The organism is Anabaena sp. CS-542/02, assembly GCF_028331085.1.
Classification (GTDB): Bacteria; Cyanobacteriota; Cyanobacteriia; order Cyanobacteriales; family Nostocaceae; genus Anabaenopsis; species Anabaenopsis arnoldii.
On sequence record NZ_JAQMTM010000049.1, the window covers coordinates 35,275 to 58,506 of the forward strand.

Consider the following 23,232-nt stretch of genomic DNA (forward strand, 5'->3'; position numbering starts at 1 on the left):
GTGTAGTGCGCTTTGTAATTCAGGTGAGTGAGAAGGCAAAAATGTTAAGCGAATCTAATCAGGGCAACAATCCGATGTTAGCGACAAGGCGCTGCACGTGTATGTACTCTTGCCGCACCACCGAGACAGGCAACCGATTCAATCGGCTCTCTAGGACAATGGGAACTCCGGGTGAAAATTGAGTAATCTGCGATACCCACCAAGTATGAGGTGTAATCCGAGAATGGATGTCCTGCCGCCCATCATTGTCAGAGATATGAATCTCCAAAAGTCGCTCTGATGGCAGTTTCAACCATTGCAGCTTTGCTGGTAAGCTGTCGTGTTGCCAGATGTTGAGGTGTGCTAAGTCAACAACTATTTTAATTTGGGGGGCATCGTGACAAAACTGGGCAACTTCCCAAGCATTGTCTAAAAGGTACTGCTTACCGCTAGTGGGTAAGGTTGGATACATGGTTTCCACACCAAGAACAATCCCCCGCGTTTGGCAAAGTTGGTGGAGGTGATGGACGTTTTCGAGAAAGTTAGCATAAGCTTGGGCGCGTTCTGTGCCGATGGGGAAATGTCCTCCATGCACAGAGTAAGCTGTAATATCTAAATCAGCTAACCAGTCTGTCATGCGCTGGAAATATTTCCAGTCTTGGGGTTGCGCTAGATTGAAGGTTTGGTGGCGCTCCCCCCAAACGAAGGCATGGTGCGATCGATAGACCATTCCTTGTTGCTGAAAATCTTGAATTGCCTGCACTGCATCAGCATCAGGTCGAGGTCCGATTGCCAGTTCAACATGGCGAATGCCTGCTTGCCACAACACCCTCAAAGCTTCACGGGTTGGCACTCCACCATAAGCAGACAAACTCAGATATAACTCCATCACAGTCTTGCTCCATAAAACTTATACAATTATTATTTATTTCCAGCTTCCACCAAGGTAGACGGCTACTTTTTGTCCACGGGCGTGCCTTCCACTCATAAGAGAGTGTACAAATTCAATTTGATCAGGGAATGAGGTAATAGGAGATTACTGCTGTGTTGATATATATTCAAAGCTTGCTGTTCTGGGCTTAAGGGCAAACAGTTTTGTGACATACCCCACCAAGATGCTTAATTCCTGAGCCAACTGGTTTGTTTCGGCTTCTGGATAATTTATCTCTCTCAACAAACCCTCCACATCACCTGAGATATAGTAGTCAATTTGTTCTTTCAAAGAAGACTCTGTGGATTCATTGAGGTTGTAGATACGTTTGTAAGGCACTTCAATGCGATATTCCGTATCGCCTAACTTTAAAGACAGAGAATAGCTGTACAAGATATGGGTGCGTTCGTCATCATAGGCGTCAGGGTCTTCCAGAGTTTGATAATTGCTTATACCTATTGGTAGTTCAAGTGTTGCCAATAACCAGGTAGTTGGGTCTTCTGGGATGATAGTTTCAGATTTCCGAGTGTACCAGTTATTGCTTTTGTTCTGTTTCAACTCCTGCACAAATGCCTTCAATTCCGGTGTTGGTAGGCAACAACGAGCATCTGTAGCCAGGGCATCAGTGATGCGTTTCAGTTCTATTACCTGTGCTTCCAAAAGTGCTTGTTCAGAATGACGAATTTCTTGCATTCGTGCCTGTACTAGTTGTCGTAGAGATGCAATCTCTGGGTCAAATTGGCTGGCATGATTTTGTACCAATGCTTGATAATTGGAAAGCAGAGACTCCGAATTTGTCATAGCATTCCTCGCTACTTAATGAGTGCAAATTATTAAAGACTGTTGCAGGGGGAGTAATTTCTGCAAATATTATATAGTTTATTTGGCGTTGCTGAATCCAAGTATGAATCATGGGATAGCGAAGCGCTGCTGCAAGCAGATCGCCTCAAGTTTGCGGGCGCTACGCGCCCACAGCGCCACGGAACCTTACTTGAGATAATGTATTGTTTGACCCCTCCCTCACCTTTCCCTTATAAAGGGAAAGGGGACTGGATTTGATTGTTTTTTGTGTGTTGGGTGTGTTCGGTGTGTTCCCTAAGATAAAAATTACCTGTGGAAAACCTATCAAACATCCTCTAAAAGTAACCATGACCATCCGCCATGCGAATATCAATGATTTACCCGCAATAGTAGCAATTTATAATGCAGCAATTCCCAGTCGCACAGCAACGGCTGATTTAGAACCAGTTTCCGTGGAAAGTCGCCTCACTTGGTTTCGAGGGCGATGTTTACAAAGACCAATTTGGGTGATAGAAGTAGAAGGGATAGTTGTAGGATGGCTAAGTTTTAAATCATTTTATGGGCGGCCAGCTTATGATTCCACAGCCGAAATTAGTATTTATCTTTCCCCTTCTGTGCATAGATGTGGCTTAGGGGGAAAACTCCTAGACCAAGCAGTTAAGGAAAGTCCGAACTTGGGAATAAAAACGCTTTTAGGTTTTATTTTCGCCCATAATCAACCGAGTTTAAACCTGTTTGGTAAATTCGGGTTTAAAGAATGGGGATATTTGCCGCAAGTTGCAGAACTTGACGGCATAGAAAGGGATTTAATAATTATGGGACTACGAATTTAAGTAGTTTACCTTTTCTGCAACATCCGGCGCTGGCGAGGTTTATCAGGCTGGGGTTTGTGTAGTGGTAGTATATCCGCTTCACTACTCTCGCGGGCTACCCGAATCAGCAAGGCTGTACCAACTAGGCTGGAAATGATAGAATTACCACCATAGCTAAACATGGGTAAGGGTAAGCCTGTGGTGGGTAATGCACCTGTGGCTACGCCAATATGTAGTAATGATTGTCCGACAATTACAGTTGTAATGCCAATGGCTACCAGTCGGTTGATGATATTCTTGGACTTTAATGCTACGATTAATCCTAGGGTGGCGAATAAACCTAAGAGGAGCAACAGTAAAATACTGCCAAGAAAGCCAAATTCTTCAGCAAAGATGGAGAAAATAAAATCAGTGTCCTGAATAGGTAAATACAATAGCTTTTGCTGAGAAAGTCCAAACCCCACCCCCGATGTTTGACCGGAACCTATTGCTAGCAGACTTTGTACTAGTTGGTAGCCATCACCTGTAGCATCAGCCCAAGGGTTGAGGAATGACATCACACGGCGGCGCTGATACTCTTTGATGCTGATACTTATCAGGGCTAATAGTACTCCACCGACTGCAGTACCGGCCAAATACTTGTAACTGACTCCCCCTGCTAAAGCAATCAGCCAAATAGTCATACCACAAAGTGCAGCTGTACTTAAGTTAGGCTGGGCTAGGATACCTAAAAGCACTAGACAAAACACAGCTAACCAACTTAAGCGTATTGACCAACTCAACTTTTCCCACTGTCCAAACAGTCGCGCACTTTGCAGCACTAAGAAGGGTTTAATTAATTCTGATGGTTGTAGGGGAATGGGTCCGATGGCTATCCACCGCGCTGCATCAAAGGCTTTTTTACCGACTCCTGGTATTAATGTCCCGAAGATTAACAGGAGAAACAGGGCTATAAACCAATGAGAATTTCCCAACATTCTGCGGATGGGAAGATTGACAATGATGTTAAATCCCATCAGGGCAAAGAAAACCCAGGCTAATTGACGCTTAAAATAGTACAGTCCATCTCCCAGACGCATTTCAGCTACGGGATAGGAGGCTGAAAACAGCACAATTAATCCCACAAACAGCCAGATAAATGTGACCCAGCGCAGCAACCTGGCTTCTAAGGCCCAGGTGGAGACAGAATTATCAAAAATGGGAATCAGGAAACGTAGATTCACGATGAGGTAACTTAAAAGTTAGACATAAACTTGGTAGTTGTTCACTTTTATAACTCAAAATTTTCTGGACTGCTGGCAAAGTAGGGTTGTTATTAAACTTTTTCCGTGTGTCTCATGAAGTACACCCCAATTTGTTACCTGTTCCCCGTTCTCTAATTTAGTAAAAAAAGAGGTCTATCTTGACCTCTTGACAACTCCCTAGAATGATGTTTTTTTTTGATATTAATTACATCAACCCAGCATTAGTACCTTGCTTACCGGTTGCTAGTTCCACTTTGACAATTTTGCCACCCATTTTTTGAATGCGTTGCTGTTCCCGGAACCAGTTTTCGTAAGGAACTAGTTTGGTAAAGTAAGTATTTTGTAACTCTCTTTGGGTACGAATTCGAGTTTGACTAGGGACACAAGCAGTAACTTTAAACATACGCGCCATATCTTATAGTCTCCTATGGTGATTGTGAAAAGTTTTTTATTTGAAAAAAAAATGGGAGTGTATATTCTATCAAAACATTTAAATCAATCACTCCAAGTCTGGAAATTAACTATCAATACCAGACCGCTAACACTCATTCACAAGATAAGCGGTAGAACGTTCTAGCACTCATAATTAATTTCCAGACCTTAATCAACCCGCACCTAATGTGTTAAGTGCAATTGGGTCTTAGCTCAAGCCAGAGGAGATATAGTCTAAGTAAACGCCCATTTCTTTACCAGCGTCGGGGCCTACTAAACTAGCGGTTACTTCTTTGATGGCTTGGATAGCTTGTACTGTAGCACCTACGGGAACACCCAAGGAGTTGTAGGTTTCTTTCAAGCCATTCAATACGCGCTCATCTAGGATGGAAGGATCGCCAGCTAGCATTGCGTAGGTAGCATAACGTAGGTAGTAGTCCAAGTCGCGGATACAAGCAGCATAGCGACGGGTGGTGTACATATTACCACCGGGACGGGTGATATCAGAGTACAACAAAGATTTAGCTACTGCTTCTTTAACGATCGCGGCGGCGTTAGCACTGATGGTGGTAGCAGCACGGACGCGCAGTTCACCGGTGGAGAAGTAGCCTTTGAGCTTTGCTAGAGCTGCAGTGTCCAAGTATTTACCTTGAACGTCTGAAGCGTTAATGACAGAGGTAATTGCGTCTTGCATGTTGTTATTTCCTTATTTCCAATCGTATTGCAATACTTACGTTTCAGCAGAAGTAAAAACCGCTTCAGCTTACTGCATCGCACCGACGAGGTAGTCGAAGTAAGCGCCAGCTTCACCAGCGTCTTCAGCAGACAGCAAGGTAGCAGCAACATTCTTCATCGCGTTAACGCCACCAGCTACGGCGTCAATAGGAGTACCGAGGGATTTGTACATTTCCCGTACACCTACAACACCGATTTCTTCGATGGGGGTAACATCACCGGAAACGATTCCGTAGGTTACTAGGCGCAGGTAGTAGTCTAGGTCACGCAGACAGGTAGCTGTCATTTCTTGACCGTAAGCGTTACCACCAGGAGATACAACGTCAGGGCGCTTTTGGAACAACTGGTCACCAGCTTGCTTAACAATGCGCTCGCGGTTGTCGGTCAAAATTTGAGCGATGCGGAGGCGACGTTCACCACCGGAAACAAAGCTCTTGATGCGGTCTAGTTCGCCGGGGCTAAGATAGCGGGCTTCTGCATCAGCATTCACGATGGACTTCGTGACGATACTCATTAATGGATTCCTCCAGTACTAATGAAACCAGAATTTAATTAAACTGGTACGATTTTAAGTTTGGCAGTAGCTGAGTTTTTTGGTTTTTCCAGACTCAACAGTGCTATGGCACTGCGAACCTGCCGAGAAATCAACTACCTTCCGCAAAACATTTTCCGGCATTATGTTCACCATTTATCACTCTTGTTAATACTTTGTAATATTAATTCTTAGTTTGAACAGTGATTTTTGCCGGAAAGCTTGATTATACAAGATATGAGGGAGAGATTGGGGAAAATTAACTATCATCTCCCGGCTCCCTCCTCAATACCTAGCGATCGCTTGGTCTACCTGTCAAGACCGCAGGTGATAAACTAGACCAAGATTGTTTCACCAAGTCAGCAGCAGCTTGCACACTACCAAGGTAGTTACCCGCAGGTAGTGATGGGTAGCGCTGATAAGGTACTACATCTTCACCGAAGTAGCGAGCATATTCAGCACTATCTACAATTGCTTCTACAGCTGCTCTTAACCCGCTATCAGCCAGCAACTTGTTATACTGGCGGATTTCCCCCTGGGTAGCTGGTGCGCGTCCCAATAGGTGACGGAAGAGGAACTCAATCACCTTGGTATTAGGATAAGGGGTATAGAAGCGCTTGCGGTAGATTTCTGAACTAGCCAGTTCCCGGACAAACTCCCGCACAGAGATTTCCCCGTTGCGCAGTTTGCTGTCTAAGTTAGAACGGCGGTAGTCTTGGGGGACTTGACCGCTAAATACATCCAACACTTGACAGTAAGCCGCATCAATTACTAGTTGTTTTTCCCCTGGGTTCCCATCTACAGTCATCCGGTGAATCCGTGCAGGTTTGCGGCGACTTGTACCTACACCCACTTCCACAGACTGACCGCGACCGTCATTGAAAGAACGACCCAACTCAATGAATAACGGCTTGGTTTTATCCATTTGCTTGGCTTGGGCTGCCAAATCTGCGATCGCCTTAGCTAAAATGGGGGTATTTACCGACGCTATCCGAGGCTTAACCGTCTCAAAGCTAGGCACAACCAAATCATTATTTTGCTTGGTCAGCTGATTGTAAAGCTTTTCGGTATTGGGGAAATTAGCCGCAGGTAAAGTGGGGAAGCGACGGTAAGGAACCGTATCTTCACCGAAAGCCTGGCTATATTCCACACTTTCTACCATGGCATTAATAAAGGCGCGAATCCCTTGGGTAGCCAGAATTTGGTTATACTTACGTATCTCAGCCTGGTCTATTGGCGCACGTCCCAAGAAATGCTTAGTACCCAACTCAATTACCTTGGTGTTGGGATAAGGTGTATAGAACTCCTTCAGATACAGGTTAGAGTAACCCAGACCTGTAATAAATTCCTTCACACTAATTTCGCCATTGCCCAGCTTACTTTCCAAAGCTGTAAACTCATTCTTGACGATGTAAGGTGCAACATCCCGTTCAAAAATTTGGCGATAAGCAGCACTAATCACAGTTTGCACCGCCACCTTATTGATGGTATTTGCTACCAACTTAAAGACCTTGGTTTGTTCGCGCTTCTTAGTGACACCTTGATTAATGCGGAATTGAATATCTGGTTCTGTGCGGTTTTCCTTAACTGTACCCAGTTCCACAAACCGTGGTGTTTCCACCTTCTCAACCTTACCAGTACCCACATCCTCACGAATACTACCAACCCGCAGCTGACGTAAAGACACACCCGCCGGAGTTAAATAGCGTTCATAAGGTACCGTATCCTCACCAAAAGCCTCGCTGTACTCTGGAGTATCGAGGATAGCATCTACCAGAGCGTAGAAGCCCTTCTTAGCAGCAATGTCAAAATACTTGTTATTCTCTTGACGACCGTAAGTCGGACGACCTAACAAGCGGCGATGGATGTACTCAATAGATTTACAAACATACAGAGATGTCCAGTACATCTTGCGGAATAAATCCGACTTCGCCAACATCCGCACAAACTCTCGCAGAGAAATTTCGCCATTTTCCAGCTTAATTTCTGCCACCTTCAGCCGTTGACCTTCGTAAACATCACGGCCAAAAACTTGCAGGTAAGTAGCTTTAATGATTGCTTGGGTAGAGCTTTCCGAGAACTTGACGCTCACACCCTGGCCGCCCTTTCTGCTGAGAGTCGCGGGGATTTGGTCAAGTTTAAACACCTTGCGCCCCAAACTTCCCGGAGCTTCGCCCCGCGCCTTGGGATTACTTAATTGGTTATTAATACCAGGACCTTGGTGAATCAAGATGCGGCGGGTATCCTTCCCAAAAGGAGCCGGACTGCTGCTGGGGTTGCGGGTTTCTTTCGGGAAAATCGCCCCAAATTGAATTTCCAATGGGTCATTACCAGAACCATAAGGATGTTGGTCTGGTAGTGGCTGTTCGTAAGCTGCAAAGGTAGTAATAAACTGAGGTACTTTGCGGAAAGGCGCACTGTATTTAAACAGGTCTTGCTGGGGTCCCCAGTTACGACATTCTTGGGCTTCCTGACCCAAACCACGCAAGTAGGGTACTGTTTCCTCCCCAAAGTAATCGCCGTATTCCTGAGAATCTACCAAAGCATCTACTAAAGCTGGTAGACCACCATTAGAAATGATTCCAAAGTATTTTTGTACCTCTTCCCGGCTGCTTGGCCCCCGTCCCAAAATGTGACGGAAAGCTAATTCAATAACACGGCTGTTAATAAAAGGCTGGTAAAACTGTTTTTGGTAAAGGGGAGATTTAGCGAGACGGCGGACAAACTCCTTCATGGAGATATCGCCATTTTTGACCTTAGATTCTAGGTCAGAGATTGACAAGCTATAAGCGCGGGTAATATCACGCTCAAAAATTTGCCGATAGGCTGCTTTGATGACCTCAATTTTCTCAGTAGCTGATAAACCAGGCTTCATAGCAAACTTAGGTCTTCTTTCTGCTGCTACAGAGTAAATTTGTGGCAGTTGTAACCCTTGTTGGTCTGCGGAAGGACGTTGACGCACCTTGTTAGAAGGTGTAGGTGCTTTGAACTCTGTGAGCAATACATCCATGTATTGAGACACAATTTCTGTAGCCTCAGCATCTTTGCGGAAATAAGACAGGGAAGCTGATTTAATTTCCTGCAAAGCCACAATGGTAGCTTCTGTAGAGCAAGCATTTTCGATGATTTCCCGCAAACCCCGTGTATTCACCACGATGATATTCGGGTCACCAGCCACAATGGCATAGGTAGCATAGCGCAAGAACCAGGACAAATCCCGCAAGCTCTTGGCCATGTTGCTCGGACCATAACGAGCGACGTTGATGGGTCTAAAGCCGGGAGGTGTGGGACCCCCAGCAGAGGAGTTAAAGATAGAACGGAGATTTTCTAGGAACCCGCCACGACTTTCAACGTAGGTGACAGTCCCTAGTTTCATTCCTTCGGCGACACTTCCCTCAGCGCTAGTCCCTGCAGTAGCCATTGCTAGCTCTGGTTCTTTGGGCTTTTCCAAGAACGCCATGGGTGAACCACCCACAAAAATCCGGTTAGCAGCCCTAGATACGATAATCTCAGAGTTTTCTGTCAGGGTCTGCGCAATTACTAGACGTTTTGCACCAGAGGCAAAATAGCTAGCCAGTTCGCTTAGTTCACCCCTACCCAAAAAGCGGTCTTGTTGTTCCGCTTGGGAAATTGTTGATACAGTCAGGGTTTGATACAGTTGCGGACGCGCAACTGAGCTTCCACCACTTGCCTTAACACTCATCGAATTTGTAAAACTCCCATGATAATTATTTATGTGTTAAGTCTGGGTTGTTTTGAGGCTTGACACATAGGTGTGATTATGCATTAGGAGTACCGCCTGCAAAACTGCCAGTAAATTAACCCAGTTAGCTTTAGATTAGAACGTTTTGCGATTACTCTGTTAATTTATTAAGAAGTATGTAGAATTTGTCATCTCCCGGCCTGATCACCAATAAGTACATATTCTCATTCAGGGCTAAAACTGCTGGTAGTACAGAAACTGCAGAAAAACTCAGCATACTTTTTGACCAATATACAATTATTTAATATTTATTTAATATTTGGATTAATTAAATATTTTGGTATGATAAAATACCATATTTCCTCCATAACCCCACATCCGCCAGATGTCTCATGGAGCTTAATTTCCGCGAGAATTACTAAAACGAATAATTAGATAGCTCAGAGATAAGGCCAGAATGGCTAAACCTAAACCAATGATGTCAACCCCTCGCACCTTCTCTAAATCTAAAATAATAATTTTTCTAGATACAGCAATTAGGGAGGTGACAATAACTAACTCTACTTGAAAAACGTGTCTCCTCAGATAAGCTGTAATATTTTCTAATATTTCTAAAGCAATTAATATATTTAAAAATAGCCCAAAGACGTGAAATAATTTCGTATTAATATAGCCATAGGGGGTAGTTAATACTTCCTTAATTATAAAAACTCCTAAATCTAGGATCGCCACCAAAATCACTAATACCATAAAGATAGATAGAAGCTTAGAGACTATCACCTCCACGTTTTCAATCACGTGCATGAAATTTTCATCTCTAGTCAATACCAAAATACGTCTGATTAATTTCCTCATAACTGCACCCAAATGTAAATAAGCTGAATCACCCCAGAAATCAAATTACCATAGAATAGAGTCTAAAAATTAATCAGCCATATTTGCGTAAGCATATTCATTTATCCTATCTTGGCAGTACAGAAGGTTAAATAATGTAACATAAATTACCATAAAATCAGATATATGGTACTGATGTGATAGTTGACATTAAAAATCACCTACTATATTGAACAACAATATGCTGAATAAAATTCGCCAGTTTTGGGGTAAGTCTAGAAAAGTCAACAATCAACCACTAAATAAAGTCAGTTTAGTAGTGATTATAGTGATTGATATTTTTATATTGATCAACGTCTTTACAGGATTGAGTGATATTAGTACATGGTATATCAGCCCATACCAGGCTTATCCCTGTTATTCACCATGGCAAGATTACAGAAACCAAGACAATGTAGATAAAGACTTTAACATCATCAACAGTTCATTATCCCAAAGTCTTGATCAACCCACCCAAGAGCAAATTTACCAAGAAGTAGAACAGAGACATTTAGGTAAAGTGTCTCCAACTTGTTTACAATATAGCAGATATCAAGACAAAATTAACAACCCTCCAAACAGGGAAATTATTAAAAGTATTCAGCAGCAACACGCCAAGGTAGATCAATTAGCAAAAACTAATCGCCAGATTCGGGCTGAATACCCCGCCACACTTTTAGAAAAAATTGCTGAATTACCCAGGGATCAGTCAATTAACTTAGTAGATGCAGCCAAAGCTAAACAAAATTTAGATGCAAATAACCGGCAAATTTCTACACTAAAAGCTGAAATTACTCAATTAAAAACTCAAATCCTTACTAAACCAGAAAGCACTAATTTTATAGAGTTTCTGAAGCAGGATAATAATTTTAAACCGGTAGAAGTAAATTATCAGCGGGCTTTATTTTGGTATCCCAGTATTCAACTGATTTTGCAGTCTTTGTTTTTGATACCGCTAATTCTAATCGCTTTTTCAGTTCATAAATTTTCTGAAGGACGAGAATATGGGTTAATATCTTTAATTAGTTGGCATTTGCTGGTAATATTTTTTATACCCTTAATTCTCAAAGTCTTTGAATTTCTGCAAGTTGGGGTATTATTTCAATTTATATTTAATATCGTCAGCAGAATACTCGGCGGGTTGCTGTTCCTGATTAGTTATGTTTACATATTGTTAATTCCCGTAGTAGGTTTTGGCATTATCCAGGTTTTTCAAAGAGTTATTTTAAATACCAAAGCCCAAGCAGTCAGGAGAGTCCAGGAATCACGCTGTATTAACTGTGCGAAAAAAATCCGCAATCATGATGCCTACTGTCCCCATTGTGGTTATTATCAATATGTTGAATGTCCCAATTGCCACAATTTGACCTACAAATATTTACCACATTGTCATCATTGCGGTGCTTCCCAAGATTCAACCACCAGTTGACCTCACCAACATCCCCGACTTTTGCGCAAAATATTCTCAGTTGCTCACAGATGATCATAAAAGTCGGGGATGTGGTTTCCTGGGTGTGGTTACAGGTTCTCCCTGGGTTTATTAAGATTTGTTAAGTAATTGTCTAAAAGACTGCGATCGCTGTGAATCGCTGTAAGATAAAAGGTAATTAGGATTAATGGCAATAGCTTGGATGTAATCAGCCACAGCTAAAGCCCATTTTTTTTGGGTAGAAATAACCCTGATTGTAGATGAACTTTGATTCACTGGTACCTTAACTGCCACAGTTTGATAGTCTCGTCACGACTCCCACTAGCCAGAGTTTGACCATCTGGGCTAAATGCTACAGAATAAACCGAGTCAGAATGTCCAGTAAGGGTGTGTAGCTCTCTACCTGTCTGCACATCCCATAGTTTGATAGTCTTGTCCTCACTCCCACTAGCTAGGGTTTGGCTATCGGGGCTAAATGCTACAGAATAAACCGAGTTAGAATGACCGGTGAGGGTGTGTAGCTCTCTACCTGTTTGCACATCCCACAGTTTGATAGTCTTGTCCCAACTCCCACTAGCCAGGGTTTGACCATCCGGGCTGAATCTTACAGAATTAACCCAGTTAGAATGTCCAGTAAGGGTGTGTAGTTCTCTACCTGTGGTCACATCCCACAGTTTGATTGTGTTGTCATCACTCCCACTAGCCAGGGTTTGGCTATCAGGGCTGAATCCTACAGAATTAACACCAGAAAACAAGCCAGAATGTCCAGTAAGGGTGTGTAGCTCTCTACCTGTGGTCACATCCCACAGTTTGATAGTCTTGTCATCACTCCCACTAGCCAGGGTTTGGCTATCGGGGCTGAATCCTACAGAATTAACCCGGTTAGAATGACCGGTGAGGGTGTGTAGCTCTCTACCTGTGGTCACATCCCACAGTTTGATAGTCTTGTCATTACTCCCACTAGCCAGGGTTTTACCATCCGGGCTGAATCTTACAGAATAAACCGGGTTAGAATGACCGGTGAGGGTGTGGCGAACCTTACCTGTGTTCACATCCCACAGTTTGATAGTGTTGTCCTCACTCCCACTAGCCAGGGTTTGACCATCCGGGCTGAATCCTACAGAGAAAACCCGGTCAGAATGACCGGTGAGGGTTCTGGGTGAAAAGTTACCACTGGGTGAAGTTGTAACTTTTACTGATGGGGATGTTTGAGTCGTTGCACTGGTTACAGGTTGGCGCTGGGGTGGGGTTGTCTTGACCGAAGTAGCAGAAAATGCCCCAACTTTCCACAGTTTGATAGTGTTGTCCCAACTCCCACTAGCCAGAGTTTGACCATCCGGGCTGAATCTTACAGACCTAACATAGCCAGAATGACCGGTGAGGGTGTGGCGAACCTTACCTGTGTTCACATCCCACAGTTTGATAGTCTTGTCATCACTCCCACTAGCCAGGGTTTGACCATCTGGGCTGAATACTACAGACCAAACCGATTTAGAATGACCGGTGAAGGTGTGGCGAAGTTTACCTGTGTTCATATCCCACAGTTTGATAGTCTTGTCAGAACTCCCACTAGCCAGGGTTTGCCCATCTGGGCTGAATCCTACAGACCAAACGGAGCTAGAATGACCGGTGAGGGTGTGACGAAGTTCACCTGTGTGCACATCCCACAGGTTGATAGTCTCGTCACCACTCCCACTAGCCAGGGTTTGACCATCCGGGCTGAATCCTACAGAATAAACCCAGCTAGAATGACCGGTGAGGGTGTGGCGAACCTTACCGGTCCTCACATCCCACAGTTTGATAGTCTTGTCCCCACTCCCACTAGCTAGGGTTTGACCATCTGGGCTGAATCCTACAGACCCAACCGAGTCAGAATGACCAGTGAGGGTTGTGGGTGAAAAGTTACCACTGGGTGAGGTTGTAACTTTTGCTGATGGGGATGTTTGAGTCGTTGCACTGGTTACAGGTTGGCTCTGGGGTGCATAATTAGGAGGGGACGGCTGGACTTTTACACTCCCTGGAAAAATCTCAACCCCAATTTTACTAACGCGATCGCACCAATAGCAGCTACCATAACTTTGGCTATAGTAATGACTGTCAATCTGCTTACAGAGTATTAAACTTTGACTAGCAACTCTTAAGGCCTGGAACCATTCCTGTGCACTGGGGCGTAAATCAGGATTTTTATACCCATCATTAAAGCATCTGAGAAAACAACTTTTTACCTGTGGATGGAGAATTTCTAGGGGTATGGTTCTATCTACGGGTTCCAGTAACTGATGGTGAGAATATAGCCATATACCCCGACTAATATATTCACCCGGTTCTGGTGGTTCCCCTGGGTCTTTCCACCTCCCCGCATATGGATTTTGATTACTGAATAATAATTTATATATAATCATCCCCAAGCGAAATCGGTCATGGATTTCTGTTTGCTCAATGGTTGCAAAGTCCTGACCAATTAACTCCGGTGGTGTGTACTCAGGGGTTCCCACCAAACAACGGTAAACTTTACCAGTTTGAGGATGACGCACCTGAAAAGAATCTGTATCAATAATTGAAGGTAAAGCCTGATCATTGACTAAAATATTTTGCGGCTTAATATCACCTAACACATACCCTTTATCGTGTAATGCCCCTATAATTGAGGCAATATTCTGGGCTGTATAATGGAGAAACCGCCAATCAGCCGGTAGTTTACATATTTTGTTGCGCCGTAGAGGGTGATACACATCATAAATTTCTTTTCCCCCCCGAATTTCCTCCATTAAGAACCCCACCAAATCACCCTGAGCATTTTTGAGGACTGACCGAGGCCAAGGGAAAGAAATATGATTGATGTGGCGATTTGGATCAGGGGGTGGATAGTCGAGCATCACCGCTAACTTTTGCATTCGTTCCGGTGTGGACTGGTGATAAATTTTAGCTAAATAACCACTGTGATCAGTCCGCCAAACTTTAGCCTCACCACTATTAGCCAGTTCAGTCAGGAGATTAATTGATTTACCGGTACTAGCACAAATTAGACGGGTCATAAGAGGAGTTACTTGGATGGCTGGGTTAATCAAGACGGCCACAAATACGGGATTCTTTACGAAAATCTCAGCCTAGCTTTTCTAGTTCCGTGAGCTTGTTGATATTCCATGGAAGGATCTGCCTAATCGTCAACATAATCAAATACATGATCTTCGAGTCACACAGATCCCCGACTTCTGCACAAATTATATGAGATTATTTCAATTATGTAAGAAGTCGGGGATCTTACGCCCCCTCCAAAGATACCCCATAGCACCAACCAACCTAATATATTCTCTCACCCCGTCAGCCAAGTTTGACAGATCGTCTTTTGACAAATCCCAGAACTTACGGTAAGTTTCCGCACTAGAAGAGTGCCTGCGGAATTTATCATAATGCTAGATTTGTCACTGATCACCATCCTGGGGTTACTGGGCAGTTTTGGGCATTGCTTTGGGATGTGTGGCCCTTTAACCGTGGCCTTTTCCCTATCTCAGCAGCCCAGACCAACAGTTCCCCCCCAACCGACACCAGAAAAAAAAATACCCAATACCTGGCGACAACAATTAAAATTTCATTTCCTGTTAAACTTAGGGCGAATGTTCAGCTATGCCCTAGTTGGTGCTGGTATAGGGTCCCTGGGTTCTGTCTTACTCCAAGGTGGTCAGTTTGCCGGTGTAGGTAGTGATTTCCGGCGTTGGATGGCAATTATTACCGGATTAATGCTGATTTGGTTTGGTTTAGGACAAGTAACACCGGATTTACTACCGCGCATCCCCGTATTACATCCGTTACTCAAAGGAAGTTTACATGAGCGTCTGAGTCTAGGGATGCTGCAACTTTCCCATCAAAACAGATGGTGGACACCCATACTTTTAGGCATGACCTGGGGTTTAATGCCCTGTGGTTTCTTATATGCTGCTCAGATTAAAGCTGCGGAAACAGGAAACTTATGGATGGGTGCAGCAACTATGCTGGCTTTTGGACTGGGAACCCTACCCACTATGCTAGGTGTGGGTGTTTCCACCTCCTTGGTAAATAAAGACCAGCGCAGTCAATTATTTCGCTTAGGCGGCTGGGTAACACTCACCATTGGCGTACTAACTTTGTTACGGACTGGCGACACCATGGTAGATTATACTGGACACGCCGCCTTACTCTGCTTAATCTTGGCACTAATTGCCCGTCCTATAAGCCGCCTGTGGGCTTCACCCTTGCGTTACCGTCGCGGTTTGGGTGTGGGTGCTTTTGTCCTGGCTGTGGTGCATACCACCCACATGATGGCACATTCATTGCAGTGGCAATTGGCAGCGTTCTGGTTCTTACCGCCGGATTTTCGCTGGGGTATGGCTGCGGGTGCTGCAGCTTTAGTGTTAATTACCCCCGCAGCCTTGACAAGTTTTGAATCACTGCAAAAATATTTGGGTAAAGTTTGGCGACAGATTCATCTATTGAGTTTACCAGCTTTACTTTTAAGTTCTATTCATGCTGTATTGATTGGTTCCCATTATTTAGGTTCCTTGCAGTTAACATGGGGCAATCAATTAGCGGTAGTATTACTAGGAACTCTTACCGTGGGCGTGTTATTGGTGCGCTCAAGTTGGTTCTGGTCAAAGTTAAATATACAAAAGTTTTATGTACCCCCTAGCAAATCCTAGTTACTGGTATGGTAACAAACCAAGAATTATCTATTACTTGTTATTTTTGACTTGCTTAGTTATATCAATAATTACAGCTCATCCTCTGTTTGCTCATCAAGTGCAAATAGCTGAAGATGTGGGTGCTACTCTCCACATGGAACCAAATGACCAGCCTCGTGCTGGGGAACTTACCCAAGCTTGGTTTGCTTTGACTCGTAAAGGTGGTCAGGTGCTTCCTTTGACAGAGTGTGATTGTGAATTATTGATTTATGCTCAACCTTATGTACCCGGAGAACCAGCCCTCATAGCACCCGATTTAGAACCGGTGACGGCTGAACGTTATCAAGGTATTCCCGGTGCTGAAATTATGTTCCCTAAGCCAGGACGGTATCAGCTACAGCTAATCGGTAAACCTACCACTGAGGGCAGTTTTAAACCATTTAAATTTGAGTTTGACGTGACTGTAGCTAGGGGAACAGCTATAAATGCAGTCAAACAAACCAATAATACACCCACTCAAGATGTGAATGTCAGGTCACGGTTAAGTATTACCGTGCTAGTACTGGTAATTGTTATGACTTTGGCTATTGGATTTATGATACTTCGGGTAAGGTAACCTCAAGAGGAGGTATTGCAATACCTCCTAACTACCGCGAAACCCCTGTAATTACATATACATATGTCGCTGTTGATGCCACTGCCAAGCATGAGTGACAATATCTTTAATCCCAGGGTATTGAGGTTGCCAATTGAGCATTTTTCTGGCTTTCTCACCACTACCAATCAGAGAAGGGGGATCACCGGGGCGGCGATCGCATTCTGCCACTGGTATACTCATACCAGTAACTTCTGCTGCGGCTGCAATCACTTCTCTGACGGAGAAGCCATTACCATTACCCAAGTTAAAAACTTCGCTCTCCCCACCCTCTAAGAGATATTGCAAACCCAAAACATGGGCATCTGCCAAATCACTGACGTGAATATAATCACGAATACAAGTACCATCAGGGGTGGGGTAATCTGTACCAAAAATAGAAATGGAATTTCTTTTACCCAAAGCTGTGAGCAGCACCAAGGGGATTAAGTGGGTTTCTGGTTGATGATCCTCCCCTAGTAAGCCACTCGGATGAGCACCAGCTGCATTAAAGTAGCGAAACCGTACTGACTTCAAACCATAAGCCACATCAAAGTCAGAAAGAATCCGCTCTACCATCAGCTTACTAGCCCCATAGGGGTTAATGGGGTTTTGGGGGTGGTTTTCCGGTATAGGTACGATTTCCGGTACTCCATAGGTCGCACAGGTGGAAGAGAAGACAAATTTTTTAATAGATGCAGCCAGCATCGCTTCTAACAGCGTCAAAGTACCTACAACGTTATTACGGTAATATTTAGCCGGGTCAGTCACCGATTCACCTACGTAGGCATAGGCGGAAAAGTGCATAACAGCAGTAATATTGCGGGTTTTAAATAAGGCATCCAACAAAGGGCGATCGCCTGTATCCCCCACTACGAGTTCTACCTGCAACACCTTTTCTACCAAATCTTGATGCCCATAAACCAGATTATCAAGTATGACAACTTCATAACCCGCTTGCTTAAGAGCCAACACAGTATGAGAACCAATATATCCAGCTCCCCCCGTGACTAAGATGCTCGGCCTTGCAGAAGACATAGTTTCTCCTTGGGAATTGACAACCATTGAATTAATTTAGTTTACTGATGCCACATTATCGATCCGAAAAATCACAAATAATAGAGGCAGTATGAAAAAATTGGACTAAAATCACTACGAGGTCTTAGGCTGGGTGTATTTGCTCTCAAGTAATAGTACGATTACAATTTGACGATAAAATACATCTTCTGTCGGTGAATCTCTAGACTGATCATTACGTGTATGTCAGTTGCTCATGGGGGAAACTCCTATTTGAAACTGGCTTACAGCACCAAAAAATTTGAGAGTTAATCTATGTTTCTATTACTAAGCCGAGTACTGCTATGGCTGCTGATTGGCACTGTTGTATACTCCTTGTTTCAGAGGTTTTATCCTTCCGGAACCTTTATCGGGAGATTAGTTTTAGTCGTTGTTTTGATTGTCATAGCTTTGTCGTTTATTAACCCTAACGAACCAGCTGTGGCATCTTTGTGGAAGGTAGTATCATTTCCCCTCAAGCCTTTGGGCGCTTCTATTTTACTAATGATGTTTGCCGCCCAGAAGATTAAGGGGGGCGGGATAGAAAAACCAGGCGGTTATTTGCTCGGTTGGTCGCTGACAATTTTACTGTTAGCAAGTACACCAGCGATCGCCTACTTTTTGGTCAGGGTACCCATAGCAACATTAGGATATACCAACTTAGCAACACAGGAATTTATTCAGGATTCTAGAGTAGTTTCATCCATGAAACCCAATACTAATTCTGTAGAGGCTCTGGTGGCATTGGGACCAGCAACTGCACCCCCGATAATTTCTGATGTGGTGGGGAATAATATCTTGTTCAATCAAGAACAAAGTCATACAAATATAGCCTTTAATTCTTTGGGTGTGAATGTTTTACCTTACCTAGCCCAAACTCGTCCAGACAGCACTCGCGGCTTGCGAATTGAGGACTTTGTACCTAGTGCGGAAACCCTGCAACTGACAACCCAAGTATGGGAAAGTTATCTCAACCAGATTTACTTTTTCTTGCGTGGTGACCAAGCACCTCGCTAAAGCTGAAAGTGCAAAAATAGGAATCACCGAATAATGAACCACAGATATTTGCTCCTATTTATCCGTCGGCATCTGTGGTTTAATCTGAAAAATATTGACTTGCTGCTTGATTGGCTTCTCTATTCGCTAAAGTAGGATAGGGCGGGTTGCTGAAATTCCTATAACATAAGAGATTTATCAGCAGTTGATCCTCAGGATAATTAAGTTGCAATATCGCTTTAATGGCAGAATCTCGACGACTGGCTAAAATAGGTGCTTATTTACGTCCCCATTGGCGGGAAACTACATTAGGCATTCTTGCTTTATTATCTGTCAATGGGCTGGGTGTTTATATTCCCTGGTTGATTCGTTCAGCCGTTGACCAACTTTCGGCTAGGTTTAATTTCAACCAAATATTATATTATGTCGTCCCAATTGTCTTGCTCACTTCCGCCATGTGGCTCATCCGTATGGCTTCGCGGATTTGGCTGTTTGGGGTGGGGCGACAGGTAGAATTTGACCTGAAACAACGCATTTTTGAACACCTACTCAAGCTGGAACCCGCTTATTTTGTCACTAATACTGCTGGAGATTTAATTAATCGGGCCACCAGTGATGTAGACAATGTGAGGAGGTTGGTGGGTTTTGCTGTACTGAGTTTAGCAAATACTATCTTTGCCTATGCTCTCACCCTACCAATAATGTTGACAATTAGTGTCAATCTTACACTAGCTTCTTTGGCTGTGTATCCTTTCATGTTCTGGTTAGTACATCTATTTAGCAATCGTCTCCGTAAGGAGCAAGCTGTAGTACAAGAAGAACTATCCGACATAAGTGAACTAATTCAAGAGGACATTAGCGGTATTGCTCTAATTAAAATCTACGCCCAAGAAGACAATGAGCGTCGAGCGTTTGGTCAAAAGAACCAGCAGCTATTGGCGGCTAACCTACAACTGGCTAAAAGCCGCAATATACTGTTTCCTTTAATTGGTGGTTTAGCTAATCTCAGTTCTCTGGTAATCATCTGGCTGGGAAGCTTACAAATCTCTACGGGAACTCTGGCTGTAGGAGATTTTTTGGCCCTGCTGATTTATGTAGAACGTTTAGTGTTTCCCACAGCTTTATTAGGTTTTACGATTACAGCTTATCAACGTGGTGAAGTGAGTATTGACCGCCTGGAGTCTATTCTGTCTGTAACACCGAAAATTCAAGACGCACCGGATACTGTACATTTGCCCAAGAATGAGATTAAAGGAGAAATCAGGGCCATTAATCTCAGTTATACCTACCCTGGTGCCAGTACTGCGGCTTTAGATCATATCAGCTTTACTATTTTTCCTGGGGAAACACTGGCCATTGTGGGGGCCATTGGTTCTGGTAAATCAACTTTAGCTAATGCCTTACCGCGTTTGTTAGATATTCCACCGGGGCAATTGTTCCTCGATGATGTCGATATTACTAAGATATCATTGGCGGATTTACGTCAGTCCATTGCCTATGTTCCTCAAGATAGTTTTTTGTTTAGCACTACAATTAAGAATAATATCCGCTACGGTGACCCAGTCGGTGAATTACAACTCATAGAGGATGTTGCTAAAATAGCCCAAATTGATGGCGAAATTAGGAATTTTCCCCAGGAATATGAAACCATTGTGGGGGAGCGGGGTATAACTCTTTCTGGAGGTCAACGACAACGTACCGCCTTAGCTAGGGCGATGTTGGTGGAGGCTCCAATCCTAATTTTAGATGATGCCCTTTCCAGTGTAGATAATCAAACTGCTACAAAAATTATACGTAATCTTACCAGTAAAGGCAGTCGCAAAACCATAATTTTCATCACTCATCAGTTATCGGCGGCCGCGGCGGCTGACCGGATTTTTGTGATGGATAAGGGCAAAATTGTCCAAATAGGCAATCACTCAGAACTATTGCAAACAGATGGTCTTTACAAAAAATTGTGGCATCAGCACCAGGTAGAAGAGTTACTACATTGAAAATCAACCACAGATACAGACAATCTACATCTGTGGTTGATTTTTCTGATTTGAGATTAACTACTCAAAGCCTTCAAGAAGCGTTGTAAACTCTTCAACACACTCGGCTTTTTCGGCGGTACACCATCCTTAAGTGTTTGTGGTTGTCCTTGGATGACAATCATATCCAACTCATCACCTGTTGGTCTTTTGGGTAATTCCGCCACTTTTTCATATTGGCCATTTGTTTCTACCCAGACCTCCCATAGTCCAGGATAGCAGCGAAATACAGCAGTGGTATCATCCACAGGACGCAGGTAGTAACAAGATTCAATGGTACTAATAAAACGCTGGCGGGTTTGCCTAGCTGTATAACCAATACCCACAACCCCAGAATCTTCCAGGCGGGGATTTAACATCACAAAAGGGCGATCGCCTATCTCTTCGCATAACTTTTCCACCTGGGGAACTTCTACAGAGGAGGGGGAAATAAATAAGAAAATTTCATCATCTGGGTGAATTTTCGATTGTAGGGAGGCCGCCCTACCTGTACCGATATCCAAAATTGTAAATGGTGTATCCTGCCAATCACGGTTAGCCAGGGCCGCAGCACCAGCATCGGCAAAGAAAACTTTCAGACGGGAATCATATTTGGCAAATACGGGCAAAAATTCCGCCGCCACGGGCATCAGTTTTAGTTCTGGGAACAGAAAATCAACTTGTAAGCGAGTGTACCCGTCTGTAAGGGCGGCTTGGGTGGCCATGCGAGATTGAGCGATGGCTTCTTCCAGACTTTTGGGAAGTTCAGGCATAGTTTATATATGAATATAGCTTCTACTTCCATTGTTTCAGTCTTTTTGGCAACGGCAACACCAGAGTTTTTTACTTACTTACTAAATTAATGAGTAAATAATAACTTTTTATATTACAGTATTCATATTCCCATCTAAAAAAATACATTGGCATTCTGGATGTAATCCGATAGAATTAATACATAATGAATAAATTACTTTAAATAACACGAAAGCAGCTTAATTATGTAATTCTAGTGCTATAAACAGTTAAAACCAGCACCGGCAAAATGCTTTTGGAAGTGTAAATATAGGGTGCAAGTATATGGAGCTATTGGAGTACCAAGTTAAAGAGTGGTTTGGAAAAATAGGCATTCCCGTATTGCCTTCCCAACGAATTGACCATCCTACAGATTTGAAAAGGTTAAAAATTCCCTACCCGATTGTACTGAAGTCCCAAGTATACACGGGAGAAAGGGCGAAAGCTGGTGGGGTCAGGTTTGTAGAAACAACAATTGACGCGATCGCAGCGGCACAGACTATATTTAATTTGCCAATTTGGGGCGAGTTACCGGAAGTTATACTAGGAGAATCCCAATATATAGGGGAAAAAGAATTTTATCTAGCAGTAGTCTTAGATACTGCTGTGTGCCGACCAGTGCTTTTAGGCGGCACAGAAGCGGATATCGACTGGGAATCCGCGGGGCAAAAAATGCATCACGTTGTGGTTGAACAGGAATTTTCTCCTTTCTATGCGCGGCGACTGGCGTTAAAAATGGGTTTACGCGGAAAATTAATCCAGTCTGTCAGCTCTGTAGTTGACAAAATGTACCAGTTATTTATCCAAAAAGACTTGGATTTGGTGGAAATTAGTCCCTTGTCCGTAAGTGCTTCAGGTGAAGTGATGGCTCTCAATGGTAAAGTCACTATCAATGAACGGGCCATTGGCCGCCATCCAGACTTGGAGGAAATAGCCGTAAAAACAGCTAAACGTCACGGTAGAAGTACCATCAACCCTCAGTTAGGTAATTGGGATGGTTTAGAACTGCATGGTAAAATTGGCATTTTGGCTAATGGTACTGGTTCCATGATGGCTACATTGGATTTAGTCACTAGTGCAGGTGGTAAACCTGGTAGTTGTCTGAACCTGCGCCATGCTTTGCTCACAGATGTTTCACCGACAACTTTCTGCGATCGCCTTGCTAAAGGTTTAAATGTTTTAGCCGCTGACAAGAGTGTTCAAGTTATACTACTAAACCTGATCGGTGGTGTAACTGAGACCAAGGAAGTAGCGCAAATCATTAGCAATTTTATGCAGCAGGACAACCGCGAAGTTCAATCAGCAAGTGTAGCTTGTAGCAGCAGAACCCGCCGAGGATATCATTTTCCCCGTTTGGTTGTCCGCATTGCTGGATCTGAGTTCGCTGCGGCTCAAAAATTGTTAGGGCGATTAAATACTAAACCTGATGCTCTGATAGTACTGGAAAATTTAGATGAGGCAGTGGCAACATCTGTGAGTTTTACCAAACGTGATGGGTAAAGCCTTTGGTTTTGTTCTTGTTTACTTACTCATGAGGTCAGAATTTTTTAACCACAGATGTAGAGGCCTTAGCGGACTCCTGTAGGGTACACAGATGAACACAGATAATTGCTAAA

General features: G+C 43.6%; 19 protein-coding genes. 7 read left to right on the top strand and 12 right to left on the bottom strand.

Annotated features, from left to right (window positions below; all coding sequences use genetic code 11):
• Positions 1–58: 58 nt before the first annotated feature.
• Positions 59–868: a sugar phosphate isomerase/epimerase family protein gene (locus PN447_RS05000; protein WP_271761408.1), complete on the bottom strand. Its 810-nt coding sequence runs from the start codon at positions 866–868 to the stop codon at positions 59–61.
• 147 nt (positions 869–1,015) lie between these two features.
• On the bottom strand, positions 1,016–1,711 hold the full coding sequence (locus PN447_RS05005) for a hypothetical protein (RefSeq protein WP_271761307.1): 696 nt from the start codon (positions 1,709–1,711) through the stop codon (positions 1,016–1,018).
• A 347-nt stretch (positions 1,712–2,058) separates the two neighbouring features.
• On the opposite strand from PN447_RS05005, the gene PN447_RS05010 reads away from it, so the two are divergent.
• Positions 2,059–2,544, top strand: a complete 486-nt coding sequence (locus PN447_RS05010; RefSeq protein WP_271761309.1) for a GNAT family N-acetyltransferase — start codon at positions 2,059–2,061, stop codon at positions 2,542–2,544.
• 5 nt (positions 2,545–2,549) lie between these two features.
• Here the strand turns inward: PN447_RS05010 and PN447_RS05015 are convergent, their stop codons facing one another.
• The 6 genes from PN447_RS05015 to PN447_RS05040 form a co-directional block, all read right to left on the bottom strand.
• Positions 2,550–3,746 carry an FtsW/RodA/SpoVE family cell cycle protein gene (locus tag PN447_RS05015; RefSeq protein ID WP_271761311.1) on the bottom strand — a complete coding sequence of 399 codons (1,197 nt, stop codon included), beginning with the start codon at positions 3,744–3,746 and terminating at the stop codon, positions 2,550–2,552.
• A 226-nt stretch (positions 3,747–3,972) separates the two neighbouring features.
• Positions 3,973–4,179, bottom strand: coding sequence for a phycobilisome linker polypeptide (locus PN447_RS05020; protein ID WP_200988402.1), 207 nt, complete (start codon positions 4,177–4,179; stop codon positions 3,973–3,975).
• Positions 4,180–4,407: 228 nt separating this feature from the next.
• Positions 4,408–4,893: an allophycocyanin subunit beta gene (gene apcB / locus PN447_RS05025; protein ID WP_271734166.1), complete on the bottom strand. Its 486-nt coding sequence runs from the start codon at positions 4,891–4,893 to the stop codon at positions 4,408–4,410.
• 69 nt (positions 4,894–4,962) lie between these two features.
• Positions 4,963–5,448: an allophycocyanin subunit alpha gene (gene apcA / locus PN447_RS05030; RefSeq protein WP_200988400.1), complete on the bottom strand. Its 486-nt coding sequence runs from the start codon at positions 5,446–5,448 to the stop codon at positions 4,963–4,965.
• A 310-nt stretch (positions 5,449–5,758) separates the two neighbouring features.
• The gene (locus tag PN447_RS05035; RefSeq protein ID WP_271761313.1) at positions 5,759–9,169 is read right to left on the bottom strand and encodes a phycobilisome rod-core linker polypeptide; all 3,411 of its coding nucleotides are present in this window, start codon (positions 9,167–9,169) and stop codon (positions 5,759–5,761) included.
• A 399-nt stretch (positions 9,170–9,568) separates the two neighbouring features.
• Positions 9,569–10,024 (bottom strand): phosphate-starvation-inducible PsiE family protein, encoded by a 456-nt coding sequence (locus PN447_RS05040; protein ID WP_271761315.1) that lies wholly within the window; start codon positions 10,022–10,024, stop codon positions 9,569–9,571.
• A 220-nt stretch (positions 10,025–10,244) separates the two neighbouring features.
• Here PN447_RS05040 and PN447_RS05045 point away from each other — a divergent pair, with 220 nt between their 5' ends.
• Complete coding sequence (locus PN447_RS05045; RefSeq protein WP_271761317.1) at positions 10,245–11,471, top strand: hypothetical protein; 1,227 nt, start codon at positions 10,245–10,247, stop codon at positions 11,469–11,471.
• A 111-nt stretch (positions 11,472–11,582) separates the two neighbouring features.
• On the opposite strand, the gene PN447_RS05050 is transcribed toward PN447_RS05045, so the two are convergent.
• Together PN447_RS05050 and PN447_RS05055 are read right to left on the bottom strand one after the other, a co-directional pair.
• Complete coding sequence (locus PN447_RS05050; RefSeq protein WP_271761319.1) at positions 11,583–11,765, bottom strand: hypothetical protein; 183 nt, start codon at positions 11,763–11,765, stop codon at positions 11,583–11,585.
• Entirely contained in the window at positions 11,744–14,506 is a 2,763-nt protein-coding gene (locus PN447_RS05055) for a protein kinase domain-containing protein (RefSeq protein ID WP_271761321.1), read from the bottom strand. Before PN447_RS05055 ends, PN447_RS05050 begins: the two co-directional genes overlap by 22 nt.
• Positions 14,507–14,881: 375 nt before the next feature.
• On the opposite strand from PN447_RS05055, the gene PN447_RS05060 reads away from it, so the two are divergent.
• The gene (locus tag PN447_RS05060) at positions 14,882–16,144 is read left to right on the top strand and encodes an urease accessory protein UreH domain-containing protein (RefSeq protein ID WP_271761323.1); all 1,263 of its coding nucleotides are present in this window, start codon (positions 14,882–14,884) and stop codon (positions 16,142–16,144) included.
• Positions 16,122–16,742, top strand: a complete 621-nt coding sequence (locus PN447_RS05065) for a hypothetical protein (RefSeq protein WP_271761326.1) — start codon at positions 16,122–16,124, stop codon at positions 16,740–16,742. The genes PN447_RS05060 and PN447_RS05065 overlap by 23 nt, the downstream gene beginning before the upstream one ends.
• Before the next feature lie 51 nt (positions 16,743–16,793).
• Here the strand turns inward: PN447_RS05065 and galE are convergent, their stop codons facing one another.
• Entirely contained in the window at positions 16,794–17,798 is a 1,005-nt protein-coding gene (galE, locus tag PN447_RS05070) for a UDP-glucose 4-epimerase GalE (protein ID WP_271761328.1), read from the bottom strand.
• Between the two features lie 294 nt (positions 17,799–18,092).
• Here galE and PN447_RS05075 point away from each other — a divergent pair, with 294 nt between their 5' ends.
• Positions 18,093–18,833, top strand: a complete 741-nt coding sequence (locus tag PN447_RS05075; protein WP_271761330.1) for a hypothetical protein — start codon at positions 18,093–18,095, stop codon at positions 18,831–18,833.
• Between the two features lie 221 nt (positions 18,834–19,054).
• Positions 19,055–20,806 carry an ABC transporter ATP-binding protein gene (locus tag PN447_RS05080; RefSeq protein WP_271761332.1) on the top strand — a complete coding sequence of 584 codons (1,752 nt, stop codon included), beginning with the start codon at positions 19,055–19,057 and terminating at the stop codon, positions 20,804–20,806.
• 56 nt (positions 20,807–20,862) lie between these two features.
• On the opposite strand, the gene PN447_RS05085 is transcribed toward PN447_RS05080, so the two are convergent.
• On the bottom strand, positions 20,863–21,597 hold the full coding sequence (locus PN447_RS05085; protein WP_271761334.1) for a DUF1995 family protein: 735 nt from the start codon (positions 21,595–21,597) through the stop codon (positions 20,863–20,865).
• Positions 21,598–21,901: 304 nt separating this feature from the next.
• Here PN447_RS05085 and PN447_RS05090 point away from each other — a divergent pair, with 304 nt between their 5' ends.
• Positions 21,902–23,116: a succinate--CoA ligase subunit beta gene (locus PN447_RS05090; protein ID WP_271761335.1), complete on the top strand. Its 1,215-nt coding sequence runs from the start codon at positions 21,902–21,904 to the stop codon at positions 23,114–23,116.
• Positions 23,117–23,232 lie beyond the last annotated feature (116 nt).